This window comes from Pantoea sp. RIT-PI-b (assembly GCF_001187905.1).
Classification (GTDB): domain Bacteria; phylum Pseudomonadota; class Gammaproteobacteria; order Enterobacterales; family Enterobacteriaceae; genus Pantoea; species Pantoea nemavictus.
Genome location: NZ_LGIS01000027.1, coordinates 138,117 through 154,066, shown reverse-complemented (window position 1 = coordinate 154,066; position 15,950 = coordinate 138,117). Strand labels below are relative to the sequence as shown.

The following is a 15,950-nucleotide window of genomic DNA, read 5'->3' as shown; positions in this document are numbered from 1 at the left end:
CTTATCGTTGTTGATTTTGCGCAGCTTGTTGCGCGTTACGTTTGTTCTGGTCTGGCACCAGACGATAGAAAGTCTCACCGGGCTTAATCATGCCCAGTTCATTGCGTGCGCGTTCCTCGATCGCTTCCGAGCCGCCATTGAGATCGTCAATTTCGGCAAATAGCTGATCGTTACGCGCTTTAAGTTTGGCGTTATTCGCCTGTTGTGACGCGACGTCTTCGTTGACGCGCGTGTAGTCATGAATACCGTTCTTACCCAGCCACAGGGAATATTGAAGCCATCCCAGCAGCACGAGTAGCAGTAACGTCAGTTTTCCCATCCCCGCCCCCTGAAAAACGGCCCAATCATCCCATAACTTGGCGCTGGACTCCACTGCGGCGGCGAAAATGCCGCGCACCAGCAGTTATCGGCGCAAATAATGACAGAGAGAGGCGCGAGACGGCAGGTAAAGTTTTGTAACCAGCCGATGCGTTTGCACATCAGGTGGGCGTTACCAACCCGAGAGAAATGAGAACAGCAGCCAGAACAGGCACACCACCACAATCGCTGTGGCGATGCCGCTCCAGAATAAATGCGTACGAATCACCAGGCTCAGCACGATACCAATCAGCACTGAAACCGGTAACAGCGCGAGGAAGAACGGCCAGGTGTAGAGGAAGAAGAACAGCGTGTTGGAGCCGTAGAGCATGAACGGAATCGCCAGCGCGCACCAGTACGACAGAAAGCCAAACACGCCGCCCGGCAGCGACGAGCGAGGCTCATCCGGGGTGCGTTCATCTTTACGGGCTAACATGGGCGTTACGTTCTGCATAGAGATCCTGTTGACGCTAAGCGCGGCAAACCCGGGAGGATTTGCCGCTGTCGATTCAGGATTTGATGATATCGCGGTGACGCAGCAGGTCTAACAATTGGCCGGTCAGTTTTGTAACCAATTGTTCGCCATCCAGGTGGATTTCAGGGGCTTCTGGCGCTTCATACACGCTGTCGATACCGGTAAAATTACGCAGCTCACCGGCACGGGCTTTTTTGTAGAGACCTTTGGGATCGCGCGCTTCACACACCGCTAACGGCGTATCGACAAACACCTCAACGAACTGCCCTTCGCCCAGCAGATCGCGCACCATCTGGCGCTCGGCACGATGCGGCGAGATAAAGGCGGTCAACACCACTAAACCGGCATCAACCATCAGCTTCGCCACTTCACCCACGCGACGGATATTCTCTTTACGATCGCTATCGCTGAAGCCGAGGTCACGGCACAGGCCGTGACGCACGTTATCGCCATCCAGCAGATAGGTATTCACACCCGCGCGATGCAGCGCCTGCTCCAGCGCGCCGGCCACGGTGGATTTGCCCGATCCGGAAAGTCCGGTGAACCACAGCACCACGCCTTGATGGCCATGCTGCTGTTCGCGTTCCTCACGCGTTACCGGATGATCGTGCCACACCACGTTTTCATCGTGCTGCGCCATTACTGACCGCCCAGCAGATCGCGTGCATTCCAGTGCGGGAAGTGACGGCGCACCAACGCATTCAGCTCCAGCTCGAAATCGCTGAACTGACCCGCTTGTGCACGCACATTGCTCAGCGGCTGATTGATCATGCCCGCGCCGACCGTCACGTTGCTCAGACGATCGATAAAGATCATGCCGCCGGTAACCGGATTCTGCCGATAGGCATCCAGTACCATCGGTTCGTCAAAGGTCAGTTCGACCAGACCGATGCCGTTGAGCGGCAGGCTATCCACCGTGCGCTTCTCCAGCGAGTTAATCTCCACCTGATGGATGACTTTCTCCACGCGCGCGCGGGTTTTCTTACCGGCAATCTTCACTTCATAGCTTTGTCCTGGCTGCAGCGGCTGCTCAGCCATCCACACTACGTCCGCCGTCGCGGATTGCACCGCTTGCAGATCGGCGGCGGCATCCACCAGCAGATCGCCACGGCTGATGTCGATTTCATCTTTCAGCACCAGCGTAATCGCTTCACCAGCGCCCGCTTCCGGCAAGTCGCCATCAAAAGTGACGATGCGCGAGATAGTCGATTCCACGCCTGATGGCAGCACTTTTACGCGCTGGCCCACTTTCACCACGCCAGAGGCCAGCGTACCGGCATAACCGCGGAAGTCGAGGTTGGGACGATTGACATACTGCACCGGGAAACGCATCGGCTGATGATCCACCACGCGATTCAGCTCCACGGTTTCCAGTACGTCGAGCAGCGTTGGGCCGCTGTACCACGGCATGGTCACGCTCGGCGTCGCCACGTTATCGCCTTCCAGCGCTGACATCGGCACAAAGCGAATATCGAGGTCTTCCGGCAACTGCGCGGCGAAATCGAGATAATCCTGTTTGATCTGCTCGAAGGTCTCTTGCTTGTACTCCACCAGATCCATCTTGTTGATGGCGACCACCAGATGCTTGATGCCCAACAGCGTGGAGATAAAGCTGTGACGACGCGTCTGATCCAGCACGCCTTTACGCGCATCGATCAGCAGAATCGCTAAATCGCAGGTAGAGGCGCCGGTCGCCATATTGCGCGTGTACTGCTCGTGTCCCGGCGTATCAGCGATGATAAATTTGCGCTTCTCGGTGGAGAAGTAGCGATACGCCACATCAATGGTAATGCCCTGCTCGCGCTCGGCTTGTAAACCATCAACCAGTAAGGCGAGGTCAAGCTTCTCACCCTGAGTGCCGTGACGTTTGCTGTCATTGTGCAGCGATGACAGCTGGTCTTCATAGATTTGACGCGTATCGTGCAGCAAGCGACCAATCAGCGTACTTTTGCCGTCGTCAACGCTACCGCAGGTGAGGAAACGCAGCAGGCTTTTGTGTTGTTGCGCGGTCAGCCAGGCTTCTACGCCGCCCTGATCGGCAATCTGTTGTGCAATAACGGTATTCATCTGCGTCTCCTTAGAAATAACCCTGACGTTTCTTCATTTCCATCGAACCGGCCTGGTCGCGGTCTATCACGCGTCCCTGGCGTTCACTGGTGGTGGAGACCAGCATCTCTTCAATGATTTCCGGCAGCGTCTGCGCTTCCGATTCCACCGCGCCGGTTAGCGGCCAGCAGCCGAGGGTACGGAAACGCACCATACGCTGTTTGATCACTTCGCCTGGCTGCAGATCGATACGATCGTCATCAATCATCATCAGCATGCCGTCACGCTCCAGCACCGGGCGCGGCGCGGCGAGGTACAGCGGCACAATTTCGATATTTTCCAGGAAGATGTACTGCCAGATATCCAGCTCGGTCCAGTTGGAGAGCGGGAACACGCGAATGCTTTCGCCTTTGTTAATCTGGCCGTTGTAGTTGTGCCACAGCTCAGGACGCTGGTTTTTTGGATCCCAGCGGTGGAAGCGATCGCGGAATGAGTAGATGCGCTCTTTGGCGCGCGACTTCTCTTCATCACGCCGTGCGCCACCAAAGGCTGCATCAAAGCCGTATTTGTTCAGCGCCTGCTTCAGGCCTTCGGTTTTCATGATGTCGGTATGCTTGGCACTGCCGTGCACGAACGGGTTGATGCCCATCGCCACACCTTCCGGGTTGCGATGCACCAGCAGCTCCGCGCCCATCGCTTTTACGGTGCGATCGCGGAACTCGTACATTTCCCGGAATTTCCAGCCGGTATCAACGTGCAGCAGCGGAAATGGCAACGTGCCCGGAAAGAAGGCTTTGCGCGCCAGATGCAGCATCACCGAGGAGTCTTTGCCGATGGAGTACATCATCACCGGATTGCTGAACTCGGCCGCCACCTCGCGGATGATATGGATACTCTCTGCCTCCAGCTGGCGCAGATGAGTAAGACGATTTTGGTCCATAATTTTTCCTCAAGCCAAATTGACAACGGCGGACTCGCGAGCCCCCTGCTGTGCCGAATGTTGGAACCAGGCCAATTGCCCGTGCAAATTCACTACTTCGCCAATCACTAACAGTGCTGGCGTGGGCGCGGCCGCAGCCAGCGCTTCCAGTTGATCTAATGTACCGGTCAGCACCTGCTGATCCTGACGCGTGCCGCGGCCAATCACCGCCACCGGCGTGGAGGCCGCGCGCCCATGTTCGATAAGCCCGGCAGCGATTTCCGCCGCTTTCACCGTGCCCATATAAATCGCTAAGGTTTGACGCGCGCGTGCCAGCGACGGCCAATCGATGCCGTTGCCGTCGGCCTGGCAGTGACCGGTGATAAACAGCACGCTCTGCGCGTAGTCACGATGGGTAAGCGGGATTCCGGCGTAGGCGGTTGCGCCCGCTGCCGCGGTGATGCCCGGCACCACCTGGAAGGGAATTCCGGCGGCCTGCGCCGCCTGCAACTCTTCACCGCCGCGACCAAAAATAAACGGATCGCCGCCTTTCAGACGCACCACGCGTTTACCCTGCTGCGCGAGGCTCACCAGCATCTGATTAGTCTCTTCCTGCGGCACCGAATGCGCACCGGCGCGTTTGCCAACGCAGATGCGATCGGCGTCGCGGCGCACCAGTTCTAACACTTCGTCGCTGACCAGATGGTCATACAGCACCACATCGGCCAGCTGCATCACCTGCAAGCCACGCAGCGTCAGCAAACCGCTGTCGCCCGGACCGGCGCCCACCAGCGTGATTTCGCCCTGATTATCGCTGTCGTTATCCAGTTCGCGATCCAGCGTACGACGCGCTTCATTCACATTGCCCGCCGCCATCTGGCTGGCGAACAGCCCGTTAAAGGCACGCTCCCAGAAACGACGACGTTCAGACATGCGGTGAGAGCGCTGTTTTCCCTTGCCGCCCCCCTGCCCCGCCACTTCGGCCATCTGCCCAAGATTGGCTGGTAGTAACGCTTCAATTTTTTCACGCAGCAAACGCGCCAGCACCGGCGCGGTGCCGCTGGAGGAGATGGCGACGACCAGCGGCGAGCGATCGACAATTGATGGGAAGATAAAGCTGCATTTCGGCTGATCGTCTACCACGTTCACCAGCTTGTGGCGCGCGTTGGCCGCCTCAAATACCTGTGCATTGAGCGCGTTGTCATCAGTGGCAGCAATCACGAGGAATACACCGTCCAGCTGTGCCGGATCAAAGCTGTGGGCGATCCATTCAATCGCCTTAATATCCAGCAGCGCCTGTAGCTCATGGCCGAGTTCGCGCGCCGCGACCAACACGCGCGCACCCGCACGCCGCAACAGTTCAATTTTGCGCGCAGCAATTTCGCCACCGCCAACAACCAGCACCGGACGGCTTTTGAGATCGGCAAAGAGGGGCAGATAATCCACGTTAACCTTGCTAGTTTTACAATAAGTTAACGCGACTATACGTCCCGCCCTTCCGACAGATGAAATTACGAATTGGAATGAGTAGTTACCGAATGGAATAACGACCCAGGATTGCTGATAACATTTTGTGCTTAACAAATGATATTGCTGGTGTTTCGGAGCAAATCAAATTGTGCAAGCGTCATCACAGTTTCATACTATCTCGGATTTTTTTTAGCATGACGGGATGTCAGAAAAGGACCCTAACTATGTTTGCTAATTTCCGCCGCACTGTGCTGGCTGCACTGCTCGCGGGCGGTTTGCCTCTCTTTGTTCAGGCTGCGAGCATCAGCGCGCCTGGACACTTTGCCGAACAGCAACTTCGCCACATCGCAACCTATTTCCCCGGCCGCATGAGCGGCAGCCCAGCCGAGTTGCTCACCGCCGATTATTTGCAGCAGCAATTTAGCCAGCTGGGTTATCAGAGTAATACCCGCCAGTTCAATACCCGCTATGAATGGCTAGAGAAAAAGGGTGAAAGCCGCACACATAAAGTCACCGCCACCTCGGTGATTGCTGCGCGCGCAGGTGCGGTGCCACAGGAGATCCTGATTGTGACGCATCTGGATACCTGGACGCCGCTCAGCCGCCATGAAGCCGATAACAATCTCGGCGGCCTGCGTTTGCAGGGCGTGGATGACAATGCATCCGGTCTTGGCGTGATGCTGGAGCTGGCGAAGGCATTGAGCAAAACGCCGCTGCACTACGGCGTGCGCTTTGTCGCGCTGAGCGCCGGTGAAGCGGGCCTGCACGGCATGGATGATTATCTGGCACGCATGAGCGAGCAGGAGAAGAAGAACACGCTGCTGGTGATCGATCTCAACAGTCTGATCGTCGGCGATCATCTCTACTTTAATAGCGGCATCAATACGCCCTCGGCGGTGCGCAAGCAGACCAGCGCACGCGCCGTGCAGCTGGCACACCGTTACGGTATCTCCGCAGCCAGCCACGCTATGACCGCGCGCGATTATCCGGGGGTGAATCCGTTTGATAAGGCCGGCATGCCGTTAATGGATGTCACCGCCGCTAACTGGACGCTGGGCAACAAAGATGGACAGCAGCAGCGCGCGCGTTCCCACCATTTTCCGGAGGGCAACGTGCGCCATCAAACCGAGCGCGATAACCTCAACTATCTCGATCGTTGGCTGCCTGGCCGCATCACCCAACGCACGCGTGACAGCGTGAAGATCTTGCTGCCGCTGCTGACCGAGCTGGCTAATCCGACAACCTAAGGATCTATTATGTACGTGGTATTTCTGAACTATTTTCGTCCGGTAGAGGAAGTGGAAGCGTTACTGGCGCCGCATATCGAATGGCTGGATCGCTACTTTGCTAATGGCGTGTTTATCGCGGCGGGACGTAAAGATCCGCGCACTGGCGGCATGATTATGGTGAAAGATATCGATCGCGCCCGGCTGGATACCATCCTCGCGGAGGATCCCTTTGTCGCGGTGGCACATTATGAGGTGACGAAGGTGAATGTGACGCGTGCGGCGGAAGAGTTTGCGCGGCTGCAGGGGATTTGATGGTGCCCGCTGTCCCCCATCCCGGCCTTCCCCCGCTAGCGGGGGAAGGAGACGCTGCCGCATGCCCCTTCAGAACTCACATATGGCAGCATCTTCCTCCCCCATTTATGGGGGAGGACCGAGGAGGGGGACAGCGAGCACCTAATTATCACCCTTCATGCAACCCGCACTCGCGCTTCAGGCCGAAGAAGCGTGTCTCCTCTTCTGCCATGCCCGGCTCCCACTTTCTGGTGGTGTGCGTATCGCCCACGGATAGATAACCTTCATCCCACAGCGGATGGTATTTCAGTCCATGCTGCTGCAGGTATTGATGCACCTGACGGTTATCCCAATCGATAATCGGCAGAATTTTCAACACGCCGCGCTGCACCGCCAGCACCGGCAAACTGGCGCGGCTGCCGGATTGATCGCGGCGCAGGCCAGCAAACCAGGTTTGCGCGCCCAAGGTTTCCAGCGCGCGGTTCATCGGTTCCACTTTGTTGATCTGGTTGTACTGCTCAATCCCTTCAACGCCCTGCTCCCACAGTTTGCCGTAACGCGCTTCCTGCCATGCTGCTGAGGTCTCAGCGCGGAAGATTTGCAGGTTGAGATTGAGCTTGTCGGTCAGCTCATCAATAAAGCGATAGGTTTCCGGGAACAGATAGCCGGTATCGGTGAGAATCACCGGAATGTCCGGTTTCTGCTGCGTCACCATATGCAGCAAAACCGCCGCCTGAATACCAAAGCTGGATGACAGCACAAACGCGCCAGGCAGATGCTCCAGCGCCCAGCTGACGCGCTCTTCAGCCGAGCGCTTCTCCAGCTGCACGTTGCTTTCTGCCAACGCCATAATGCGATCAACTTTTGATGAACCATTCAGTGCTGCGAGATCGAGTACCGTCATACTGCCTCCGAGTCCCAAAAATCACGGGCGGGATCAACCACGGCTTTGATGATGCCAGTGCGAATCACGAAGTCGCCGAAGCCTTCATTGGCCTGACGCTCGGTTGCCCAGCGCGCCACCAGCTCATCGATGCTGGCGAGGATTTCGCCTTCGTTGATATTCTCGCGGTACATGCGTGGAATGCGCGTACCTTCGCGGTTGCCGCCAATATGTAAGTTGTAACGGCCCGGCGCTTTACCCACCAGACCCAACTCAGCCAGCAAAGCACGGCCACAGCCATTCGGGCAACCGGTAACGCGTAACACTATGTGCTCTTCACCCACGCCATGCTTATGCATGATCTCTTCCACTTTGGTGACGAACGATGGCAGGAAGCGTTCGGCTTCGGCCATCGCCAGCGGACAGGTCGGGAAGGCCACGCACGCCATCGAGTTTTCACGCTGCGCCGTTACCGCTTCCATCAAACCGTGTTCACGGGCGATGGCTTCGATCTGCGCTTTTTGCTTCTCAGGCACGCCAGCCACAATCAGGTTCTGGTTGGCGGTCAAACGGAAATCGCCCTGATGAACTTTGGCGATTTCGGCGATGCCGCGCTTCAACGGACGACCCGGATAATCCAGCAGACGACCATTCTCGATGAACAGCGTCAGGTGCCACTTCTTATCGATGCCTTTCACCCAGCCAACGCGGTCGCCGCGCGAGGTGAACGCATAGGGACGAATCGGTTCAAACGTCAGGCCGGCACGTTTTTCCACTTCCGCTTTGAAGGTTTCGACACCGACGCGTTCCAGCGTGTACTTGGTCTTAGCATTTTTACGATCGGTACGGTTACCCCAATCGCGCTGCGTGGTCACCACCGCGGCCGCCACGTCGAGAATCTTCTCTACCGGCAGGAAGCCAAACTCGCTGGCGGTGCGTGCGTAGGTGGCTTTGTTACCGTGATCAATCGACAAACCACCGCCAACCAGCAGGTTAAAGCCAATCAGCTTGCCGTTCTCAGCGATAGCGATGAAGTTCAAATCATTGGCGTGCAGATCGACATCGTTATGCGGCGGCACCACTACTGTAGTTTTGAATTTACGCGGCAGATAGGTCTCACCGAGGATCGGCTCTTTATCCGTGGTGGCGACTTTCTCTTTGTCCCACCAGATCTCAGCGTATGCACGGGTTTGCGGCAGCAGATGTTCGGAGAGCTTTTTCGCCCACTCGTACGCTTCCTGATGCAGCTCTGATTCCACCGGATTCGAGGTGCATAACACGTTACGGTTAACGTCGTTGGCGGTCGCCAGCGCGTCGAGTCCGACTTCGTGCAGCATCTGGTGCGTCGGCTTCACGTTCTTCTTCAGAATGCCGTGAAACTGGAAGGTCTGACGGTTAGTCAAACGGATGCTGCCGTAAATGGTTTTTTCGCTGGCAAATTTATCAATCGCCAGCCACTGCGTTGGCGTGATGATGCCGCCCGGCAGACGGCAGCGCAGCATCATGGCGTGGCGCGGCTCGAGTTTCTGCGCAGCGCGCTCGGCTCGAATGTCGCGGTCATCCTGTTGGTACATACCGTGAAAACGGATCAGCAGGAAGTTATCGCCGGTGAAGCCGCCGGTCAGGCCATCGTCGAGATCGTCGAGGATGGTGCCGCGCAGGTAGTTACTCTGTTTTTTCAGACGCTCAGCGTCGACCAGCTTGCCTTCAACGACCAGCGGTCCAGGATGTTTTTCGCTCATTAGTAAACGTCTCGCTGATAACGGCGCTCAATGCGCAGCTCACTTAAAAATTCATCAGCCGTTTCACGATCCATGCCGCCGTGTTCGACCACCACATCCAGTAATGCTTGCTCAACGTCTTTTGCCATGCGATTGGCATCGCCGCAGACGTAAAGGTGCGCGCCTTCCTGTAACCAGCTCCACACCTCCGCACCTTTGGCGCGGATTTTATCTTGTACGTAAATTTTCTCGGCCTGATCGCGCGACCATGCCAGATCAATATTAGTCAGCAAGCCATCTTTGACGTACTTCTGCCACTCTACCTGATAGAGGAAATCATCGGTGAAGTGCGGATTGCCGAAGAACAGCCAGTTTTTGCCGCCTGCGCCATCGTTATCGCGCTGCTGCATAAAGGAGCGGAACGGCGCGATGCCGGTGCCCGGACCAATCATGATTACCGGGGTTTCCGGATTAGCCGGCAGGCGGAAATTGTCGTTATGCTCGATGAAGACGCGGATTTCGCCCTCTTCTTCAATGCGATCCGCCAGCCAGGTAGATGCACCGCCACCGCGCTGGCGACCGTCGATCTCAAAGCGCACCGCACCGACGGTAATATGCACTTCGGTTTCGTTTTCCGCCTGCGAAGAAGCAATCGAGTAGAGGCGCGGCGTCAGCGGACGCAGCAGGCTGGTTAATTGCTCAGGATTCAGTTCGGTCGGCGCCTGACGCACCATATCGACAATCGGGAAGCTCTGCGCATAGCTCTGCAGCTTTGGCTTGTCACCCGCTAATGCCAGCAGCGCATCGTTGCGCGACAGGGCGGCATATTGTTCAACGATTTGTGGCGTATTAACCGTCAGTTCGAAGTGTTTTTGCAGCGCCTCAGTGAGCGCCAGCGTTTTGCCCTGCACCTCAACCTGCTCGTCGCCTTTCAGCCACACCAGCTGCAGCAGTTCCTGCACCAGTTCAGCATCGTTTTCAAACCACACGCCCAGCGCGTCACCCGGCTGGTAACGCAGGCCAGAATCGCCGAGATCGATTTCAATGTGGCGCACATCTTTATCCGAGTCGCGTCCGGTGATTTTCTGGTTTGCAGCAAAGCTGGCCAGCAGCGGCTCTTCTTTAGTATACGGGCTGCTGTCGACCAGGTTGACGCTGCCTGCCGCTGTGATGGCGGCCTGGGCTGGCGATTCGCTCGGCACGCGCGCTTTTAATATCTCGGTGATCTGCTGGCGCCAGGCCGTTGCCTGCTCTTTGTATTCAACGTCCGCATCCACACGATCCAGTAGACGTTCGGCACCGAGTTCCGCCAGACGCTCATCAAAGTCTTTACCGGCTTTGCTGAAAAACTCATAAGAGGTATCGCCAAGACCGAACACCGCAAAGGCGGTGCCGGTAAACTTCGGCGCCTTCTTTGACAGCAGGAACTTGTGCAGCGCCACGGCTTCTTCCGGCGGCTCGCCTTCACCTTGGGTGGAGGTCACCACCACCAGCAGCTTTTCCTGGCCGATCTGTTTGAATTTGTAATCGCCAGCGTTAACCAGATTGACGCTCAGCTTCGCTGCCAGCAGGTCATCACGCAACTGCTCAGCCAGGCGACGCGCATTGCCGGTCTGTGAGGCGGAGATCAGCGTGATGGTCGGTGTTTCAGCCTGAACAGGCGCTGGCGCGGCAGCCGCACCCGGCGTCTGGTTGACCATGCCCCAGAAATAGCCTGAGAGCCAGGCCATCTGCGTGGTGTTGAAATCCGTGGTCGCCGCCTGTAAGCGCGCGAGTTGCTCCGGGGATAACGGAAGCAGTGAACCTGGTGCCTGAGTCGTCATTGCGTTAAAAATTCCAGTGTCAGAAGTCCGGATCAATATGTTGCGAAAGAGTGCGTAGGTTACCGGGCTGTATATTAACGATTAAATACGCCTTCGACATATTAAATAACCAAAATGACTAAGTGGTTTTTCGGGTAAAGTTAATCGGCAAAAGTGGTAAATGAAGGCGATATGATTCAAAGAGTTAATTAGGCGTTTTAGCAGGATTGCGTCGTTTAATGCCCTTTTCATGGCGAGCGGGTGCGAAAAATCTGCAATTCAGGTAGACTTCAGCGGTTTTTAAGTCTGAGAGCCATTATGTCTACCACGTTATTTAAAGAGTTCCAGTTTGAATCTGCCCATCGCTTACCTCACGTGCCGGAAGGCCATAAGTGTGGGCGTTTGCACGGCCATTCGTTCCTGGTGCGATTAGAAATCACCGGCGAAGTGGATGCGCATACCGGTTGGGTAATGGATTTTGCCGAGCTGAAGGCAGCGTTTAAGCCTCTGTACGATCGCCTCGATCATCACTATCTGAATGACATCCCAGGTTTAGAAAATCCCACCAGCGAAGTGCTGGCAAAGTGGATTTGGGATCAGATGAAGCCGATTCTGCCTGAGTTGAGTGCGGTGATGATTAAAGAGACCTGTACCGCTGGTTGTGTTTATCGCGGTTGAGACCAGGCAAGTGAAGCAGTAATCGTTGAGTGAGGTCGCCATGAGTGGCGACCCTACGCATCTAAAGTGCGCACCGTGCCAAATCAGGCAATATTCAAATACTTGTGCGTCTGCATTGAAAGCCGCCAGTTGCGGGCGATACAGGTTTCAATACAGAGTTTGGTGGCAGCATCGCCACGGCTGATCGGCTGTAACGCCACAATACGCTTTTTCTCGTCATGCAGGCCCGACAACAACGCATCCAACGCTTCGACATCACGCTCACGCGCCACCGGATGTTTAATCTCATCCGCGCGTTGCAATGCCTGCGGCAATACGTCATAACCGCCGCGCATATTCACCTTCGGTGAAACCGTCACCCAGGTGGCTTCTGAGCACTGCACTTCGTGCGTGCCGCTGGTTTCGATTTGGCACGCAAAGCCCGCCGCTTCTAATGCTTGCGTCAGCGGACGCAGATCGAAAATCGCCGGTTCACCGCCGGTAATCACCACGTGACGTGCGGTCCAGCCCTGGCGCTGAATAGAGTCGAGAAGCATCGCGGCATCGGCGTTGCCCCAGGCATCGCTCTCCACGGTTTTCACCAAAATATCGCCCAGCGAGGTCTCCCGATCTGCCCGCGTTTCCCAGGTATGTTTGGTATCACACCAGCTACAGCCCACCGGACATCCTTGTAAGCGGATGAACAGCGCCGGAACGCCGGTGTAGAAACCTTCGCCCTGCAGCGTCTGGAACATTTCGTTAATCGGGTAGAACATTTTTTACTCACGTCTAAAATTTGAGGCGCAGATTATGGCAGATCTTGCGCGCCGAGTAACAGCTGCTTCGTGCCAAATAAAAGCAAAAGCCCCGCACAAGGCGGGGCTTCATTCGGACGATGCTGCCCGCAGGCAGCATACTCAGGCGATTACGCCTGGCCTTTAACTTCTTTCAGACCGTTGAACGGTGCTTTGCTGCCCAGCGCTTCTTCGATACGAATCAGCTGGTTGTACTTAGCAACGCGGTCAGAACGGCTCATAGAACCGGTTTTGATCTGGCCTGCTGCAGTACCTACTGCCAGGTCAGCGATGGTTGCATCTTCGGTTTCACCTGAACGGTGTGAAATCACCGCGGTGTAGCCAGCATCTTTCGCCATCTTGATTGCAGCCAGGGTTTCGGTCAGTGAACCGATCTGGTTGAATTTGATCAGGATGGAGTTAGCGATGCCTTTCTCGATACCTTCTTTCAGGATCTTGGTGTTGGTTACGAACAGATCGTCACCCACCAGCTGGATTTTGTCGCCCAGCACTTTGGTCTGGTATGCGAAGCCAGCCCAGTCAGATTCGTCCAGACCATCTTCGATAGAGACGATTGGGTACTGTTTGGTCAGGTCTTCCAGGAAGTGCGTGAACTCTTCTGAAGTGAAGGCTTTGTTACCTTCGCCAGCCAGCACATATTTGCCGTCTTTGTAGAATTCAGATGCTGCGCAGTCCATCGCCAGAGTGATGTCTTTGCCCAGCTCGTAGCCTGCTGCTTTTACCGCTTCAGCGATAACAGCCAGCGCTTCGGCGTTAGAACCCAGGTTTGGCGCGTAGCCACCTTCGTCACCGACTGCAGTGCCCATACCTTTTGACTTCAGCACTTTTGCCAGGTGATGGAAGACTTCAGAACCCATGCGAATGGCTTCTTTCAGGGTTGGCGCGCCAACCGGCTGAATCATGAATTCCTGGATGTCGACGTTGTTATCGGCATGCTCGCCACCGTTGATGATGTTCATCATTGGCAGTGGCATAGAGTATTTGCCCGGGGTGCCGTTCAGTTCAGCGATGTGCGCATACAGCGGCAGGCCTTTAGAGGCAGCAGCCGCTTTAGCAGCAGCCAGTGAAACGGCCAGAATGGCGTTAGCACCGAAGTTAGATTTGTTCTCAGTACCGTCCAGCTCGATCATGATCTTATCGATGTTCGCCTGGTCTTTGGCATCTTTACCGGTTACCGCGTTAGCGATTGGACCGTTAACCGCTGCAACCGCTTTGGTTACACCTTTGCCCAGGAAACGAGATTTGTCACCGTCACGCAGCTCCAGTGCTTCGCGAGAACCGGTAGATGCACCTGATGGCGCAGCAGCCAGACCAACGAAACCGCCTTCCAGATGCACTTCTGCTTCTACAGTTGGGTTGCCACGGGAGTCGATGATTTCGCGACCGATGACTTTTACGATTTTGGACATTCGATTTTCCTCAGTACAAGTTAGTCAATCCTAAGACAAACAACGCGCGAAAAGTTCGCGCGTTGCTCGTGAAATTTACTTCGCTAAACGCTTCTGGTGCTCCTGCGCGGCTTTCACAAAGCCAGCGAACAGCGGATGACCATCACGCGGGGTCGATGTGAATTCCGGGTGGAACTGACAGGCAACAAACCACGGGTGATTCGGGATCTCAATGATCTCAACCAGCTGATCGTCGCCGGAACGACCGGCAATATGCAGACCCGCCGCTTCAATCGGCTTCAACAGCATATTGTTTACTTCGTAACGATGACGGTGACGTTCGGTAATGATTTCAGAACCGTACAACTGACGCACCTTGCTTTCCGGCGTCAACTGGCACTGCTGGCTACCCAGACGCATGGTGCCGCCCAGATCGCTCTGCTCAGTACGCTGCTCAACGTTGCCCTCTTCGTCACGCCATTCGGTGATAAGCGCAACCACCGGATACTTACAGTCTGGCACAAATTCAGTAGAGTTCGCGCCTTCCATACCGGCAACGTTGCGGGCAAATTCCATCAGCGCAACCTGCATACCGAGGCAAATCCCCAGATACGGCACGTTGTTCTCACGGGCGTATTGCGCCGTCATCATTTTGCCTTCCACACCGCGGTAGCCGAAGCCGCCGGGGATCAGAATAGCATCCAGATCTTTCAGTAATTCGACACCGCGCGTTTCCACATCCTGCGAGTCAATCAACTTGATGTTCACGGTCACGCGATTTTTCAGGCCGCCGTGTTTCAGCGCTTCAATCACTGATTTGTACGCATCTGGCAGTTCGACGTATTTGCCGACCATACCAATGGTCACTTCGCCGCCCGGATTGGCTTCTTCGTAAATAACCTGTTCCCATTCGGCCAGGTTCGCTTCCGGCGCGTTCAGATTGAAACGCTTGCAGATGTAATCATCCAGACCTTGCGACTTCAGCATGCCTGGAATTTTGTAGATGGAATCCACATCTTTCAGGGAAATAACCGCTTTTTCCGGCACGTTACAGAACAGCGCGATTTTGGCGCGTTCGTTCGCAGGCACCGCGCGGTCAGAACGGCAGATCAGCACATCCGGCTGAATCCCGATCGACAACAGCTCTTTCACTGAATGCTGGGTTGGCTTGGTTTTCACTTCGCCTGCGGCCGCCATATACGGCACCAGCGTCAGGTGCATATACATGGTGTGTTCACGACCGACATCGACCGCCATCTGGCGAATCGCTTCGAGGAACGGCAAAGATTCGATATCACCCACCGTACCGCCGATCTCAACCAGAACGACGTCATGACCTTCACCGCCTTCAATAATGCGCTCTTTGATCGCATTGGTGATGTGCGGGATGACCTGAATCGTGGCGCCCAGATAGTCGCCACGACGCTCTTTGCGCAGCACTTCTGAGTAAATACGACCGGTAGTAAAGTTGTTGCGGCGCGACATTTTGGTGCGGATGAAGCGCTCGTAGTGACCTAAATCCAGATCGGTTTCGGCCCCATCATCGGTAACAAACACTTCACCGTGCTGCGTAGGGCTCATGGTACCCGGATCGACGTTGATGTACGGATCGAGTTTCATGATGGTCACATTAAGACCACGTGCTTCAAGGATAGCTGCGAGGGAGGCTGCGGCAATGCCTTTGCCCAGAGAGGAAACGACCCCGCCGGTCACAAAAATATAATTCGTTGTCATGCTGAACCTGAGAGTTTAGGTTTAAAGACGATGGAATAACCAAGACGGGAAAATAGTATACTTGAAGTCGTCTTCAGCCACAATTGATGAATCACACCATCGTCCTCCACAGGTCAGCCGGTAACATAGCGGATAGCAGGGGGTGAAATGTTGATGTACGTCA

At 55.7% G+C, this 15,950-nt stretch carries 15 protein-coding genes; 3 read left to right on the top strand and 12 right to left on the bottom strand.

The window, feature by feature from the left end; translation table 11 throughout:
* Window position 1 precedes the first annotated feature (1 nt).
* The 6 genes from ftsB to cysG all read right to left on the bottom strand — a co-directional run bounded on the left by ftsB (window position 2) and on the right by cysG (window position 5,243).
* Window positions 2-319, bottom strand: a complete 318-nt coding sequence (gene ftsB, locus AC790_RS18095) for a cell division protein FtsB (protein WP_007893240.1) — start codon at window positions 317-319, stop codon at window positions 2-4.
* A gap of 171 nt (window positions 320-490) precedes the next feature.
* Window positions 491-811 carry a DUF3561 family protein gene (locus tag AC790_RS18090; RefSeq protein ID WP_007893238.1) on the bottom strand — a complete coding sequence of 107 codons (321 nt, stop codon included), beginning with the start codon at window positions 809-811 and terminating at the stop codon, window positions 491-493.
* A gap of 55 nt (window positions 812-866) precedes the next feature.
* Window positions 867-1,472, bottom strand: a complete 606-nt coding sequence (cysC, locus tag AC790_RS18085; protein WP_007893235.1) for an adenylyl-sulfate kinase — start codon at window positions 1,470-1,472, stop codon at window positions 867-869.
* Entirely contained in the window at window positions 1,472-2,899 is a 1,428-nt protein-coding gene (gene cysN, locus AC790_RS18080; RefSeq protein ID WP_049852659.1) for a sulfate adenylyltransferase subunit CysN, read from the bottom strand. Before cysN ends, cysC begins: the two co-directional genes overlap by 1 nt.
* A 10-nt stretch (window positions 2,900-2,909) precedes the next feature.
* Window positions 2,910-3,818 carry a sulfate adenylyltransferase subunit CysD gene (gene cysD / locus AC790_RS18075; protein ID WP_049852658.1) on the bottom strand — a complete coding sequence of 303 codons (909 nt, stop codon included), beginning with the start codon at window positions 3,816-3,818 and terminating at the stop codon, window positions 2,910-2,912.
* A 9-nt stretch (window positions 3,819-3,827) separates the two neighbouring features.
* Window positions 3,828-5,243, bottom strand: a complete 1,416-nt coding sequence (gene cysG / locus AC790_RS18070; RefSeq protein ID WP_049852657.1) for a siroheme synthase CysG — start codon at window positions 5,241-5,243, stop codon at window positions 3,828-3,830.
* A 248-nt stretch (window positions 5,244-5,491) separates the two neighbouring features.
* Here cysG and AC790_RS18065 point away from each other — a divergent pair, with 248 nt between their 5' ends.
* Window positions 5,492-6,514 (top strand): aminopeptidase, encoded by a 1,023-nt coding sequence (locus tag AC790_RS18065; protein WP_049852656.1) that lies wholly within the window; start codon window positions 5,492-5,494, stop codon window positions 6,512-6,514.
* Between the two features lie 9 nt (window positions 6,515-6,523).
* A complete protein-coding gene (locus AC790_RS18060; protein WP_049852655.1) occupies window positions 6,524-6,808 on the top strand; it encodes a YciI family protein in 285 nt (94 codons plus the stop codon).
* A gap of 148 nt (window positions 6,809-6,956) precedes the next feature.
* Here the strand turns inward: AC790_RS18060 and AC790_RS18055 are convergent, their stop codons facing one another.
* From AC790_RS18055 to cysJ, 3 genes are read right to left on the bottom strand one after another with little or no spacing between them, the layout of a single operon-like run.
* Window positions 6,957-7,691 (bottom strand): phosphoadenylyl-sulfate reductase, encoded by a 735-nt coding sequence (locus AC790_RS18055; protein WP_007893224.1) that lies wholly within the window; start codon window positions 7,689-7,691, stop codon window positions 6,957-6,959.
* A complete protein-coding gene (gene cysI, locus AC790_RS18050; RefSeq protein WP_007893223.1) occupies window positions 7,688-9,412 on the bottom strand; it encodes an assimilatory sulfite reductase (NADPH) hemoprotein subunit in 1,725 nt (574 codons plus the stop codon). The genes AC790_RS18055 and cysI overlap by 4 nt, the downstream gene beginning before the upstream one ends.
* On the bottom strand, window positions 9,412-11,214 hold the full coding sequence (gene cysJ / locus AC790_RS18045; protein WP_049852654.1) for an NADPH-dependent assimilatory sulfite reductase flavoprotein subunit: 1,803 nt from the start codon (window positions 11,212-11,214) through the stop codon (window positions 9,412-9,414). The genes cysI and cysJ overlap by 1 nt, the downstream gene beginning before the upstream one ends.
* A gap of 297 nt (window positions 11,215-11,511) precedes the next feature.
* On the opposite strand from cysJ, the gene queD reads away from it, so the two are divergent.
* Window positions 11,512-11,871 (top strand): 6-carboxytetrahydropterin synthase QueD, encoded by a 360-nt coding sequence (queD, locus tag AC790_RS18040; RefSeq protein ID WP_007893219.1) that lies wholly within the window; start codon window positions 11,512-11,514, stop codon window positions 11,869-11,871.
* A gap of 83 nt (window positions 11,872-11,954) precedes the next feature.
* Here the strand turns inward: queD and queE are convergent, their stop codons facing one another.
* From queE to pyrG, 3 genes are all read right to left on the bottom strand, one after another.
* A complete protein-coding gene (queE, locus tag AC790_RS18035; protein ID WP_007893217.1) occupies window positions 11,955-12,626 on the bottom strand; it encodes a 7-carboxy-7-deazaguanine synthase QueE in 672 nt (223 codons plus the stop codon).
* Window positions 12,627-12,775: 149 nt separating this feature from the next.
* On the bottom strand, window positions 12,776-14,074 hold the full coding sequence (eno, locus tag AC790_RS18030) for a phosphopyruvate hydratase (protein WP_049852653.1): 1,299 nt from the start codon (window positions 14,072-14,074) through the stop codon (window positions 12,776-12,778).
* Window positions 14,075-14,149: 75 nt separating this feature from the next.
* Window positions 14,150-15,787, bottom strand: coding sequence for a glutamine hydrolyzing CTP synthase (pyrG, locus tag AC790_RS18025; protein WP_007891723.1), 1,638 nt, complete (start codon window positions 15,785-15,787; stop codon window positions 14,150-14,152).
* Between the last annotated feature and the right edge of the window lie 163 nt (window positions 15,788-15,950).

What these genes read in the sequence shown, in the direction of transcription:
- cysD (WP_049852658.1), bottom strand. Translation starts at nt 3,818, where the DNA reads ATGGACCAAAATCGTCTTACTCATCTGCGCCAGCTGGAGGCAGAGAGT.
- AC790_RS18065 (WP_049852656.1), top strand. Translation starts at nt 5,492, where the DNA reads ATGTTTGCTAATTTCCGCCGCACTGTGCTGGCTGCACTGCTCGCGGGC.
- cysN (WP_049852659.1), bottom strand. Translation starts at nt 2,899, where the DNA reads ATGAATACCGTTATTGCACAACAGATTGCCGATCAGGGCGGCGTAGAA.
- cysJ (WP_049852654.1), bottom strand. Translation starts at nt 11,214, where the DNA reads ATGACGACTCAGGCACCAGGTTCACTGCTTCCGTTATCCCCGGAGCAA.
- eno (WP_049852653.1), bottom strand. Translation starts at nt 14,074, where the DNA reads ATGTCCAAAATCGTAAAAGTCATCGGTCGCGAAATCATCGACTCCCGT.
- pyrG (WP_007891723.1), bottom strand. Translation starts at nt 15,787, where the DNA reads ATGACAACGAATTATATTTTTGTGACCGGCGGGGTCGTTTCCTCTCTG.
- queE (WP_007893217.1), bottom strand. Translation starts at nt 12,626, where the DNA reads ATGTTCTACCCGATTAACGAAATGTTCCAGACGCTGCAGGGCGAAGGT.
- cysC (WP_007893235.1), bottom strand. Translation starts at nt 1,472, where the DNA reads ATGGCGCAGCACGATGAAAACGTGGTGTGGCACGATCATCCGGTAACG.
- AC790_RS18055 (WP_007893224.1), bottom strand. Translation starts at nt 7,691, where the DNA reads ATGACGGTACTCGATCTCGCAGCACTGAATGGTTCATCAAAAGTTGAT.
- ftsB (WP_007893240.1), bottom strand. Translation starts at nt 319, where the DNA reads ATGGGAAAACTGACGTTACTGCTACTCGTGCTGCTGGGATGGCTTCAA.
- cysI (WP_007893223.1), bottom strand. Translation starts at nt 9,412, where the DNA reads ATGAGCGAAAAACATCCTGGACCGCTGGTCGTTGAAGGCAAGCTGGTC.
- AC790_RS18060 (WP_049852655.1), top strand. Translation starts at nt 6,524, where the DNA reads ATGTACGTGGTATTTCTGAACTATTTTCGTCCGGTAGAGGAAGTGGAA.
- queD (WP_007893219.1), top strand. Translation starts at nt 11,512, where the DNA reads ATGTCTACCACGTTATTTAAAGAGTTCCAGTTTGAATCTGCCCATCGC.
- AC790_RS18090 (WP_007893238.1), bottom strand. Translation starts at nt 811, where the DNA reads ATGCAGAACGTAACGCCCATGTTAGCCCGTAAAGATGAACGCACCCCG.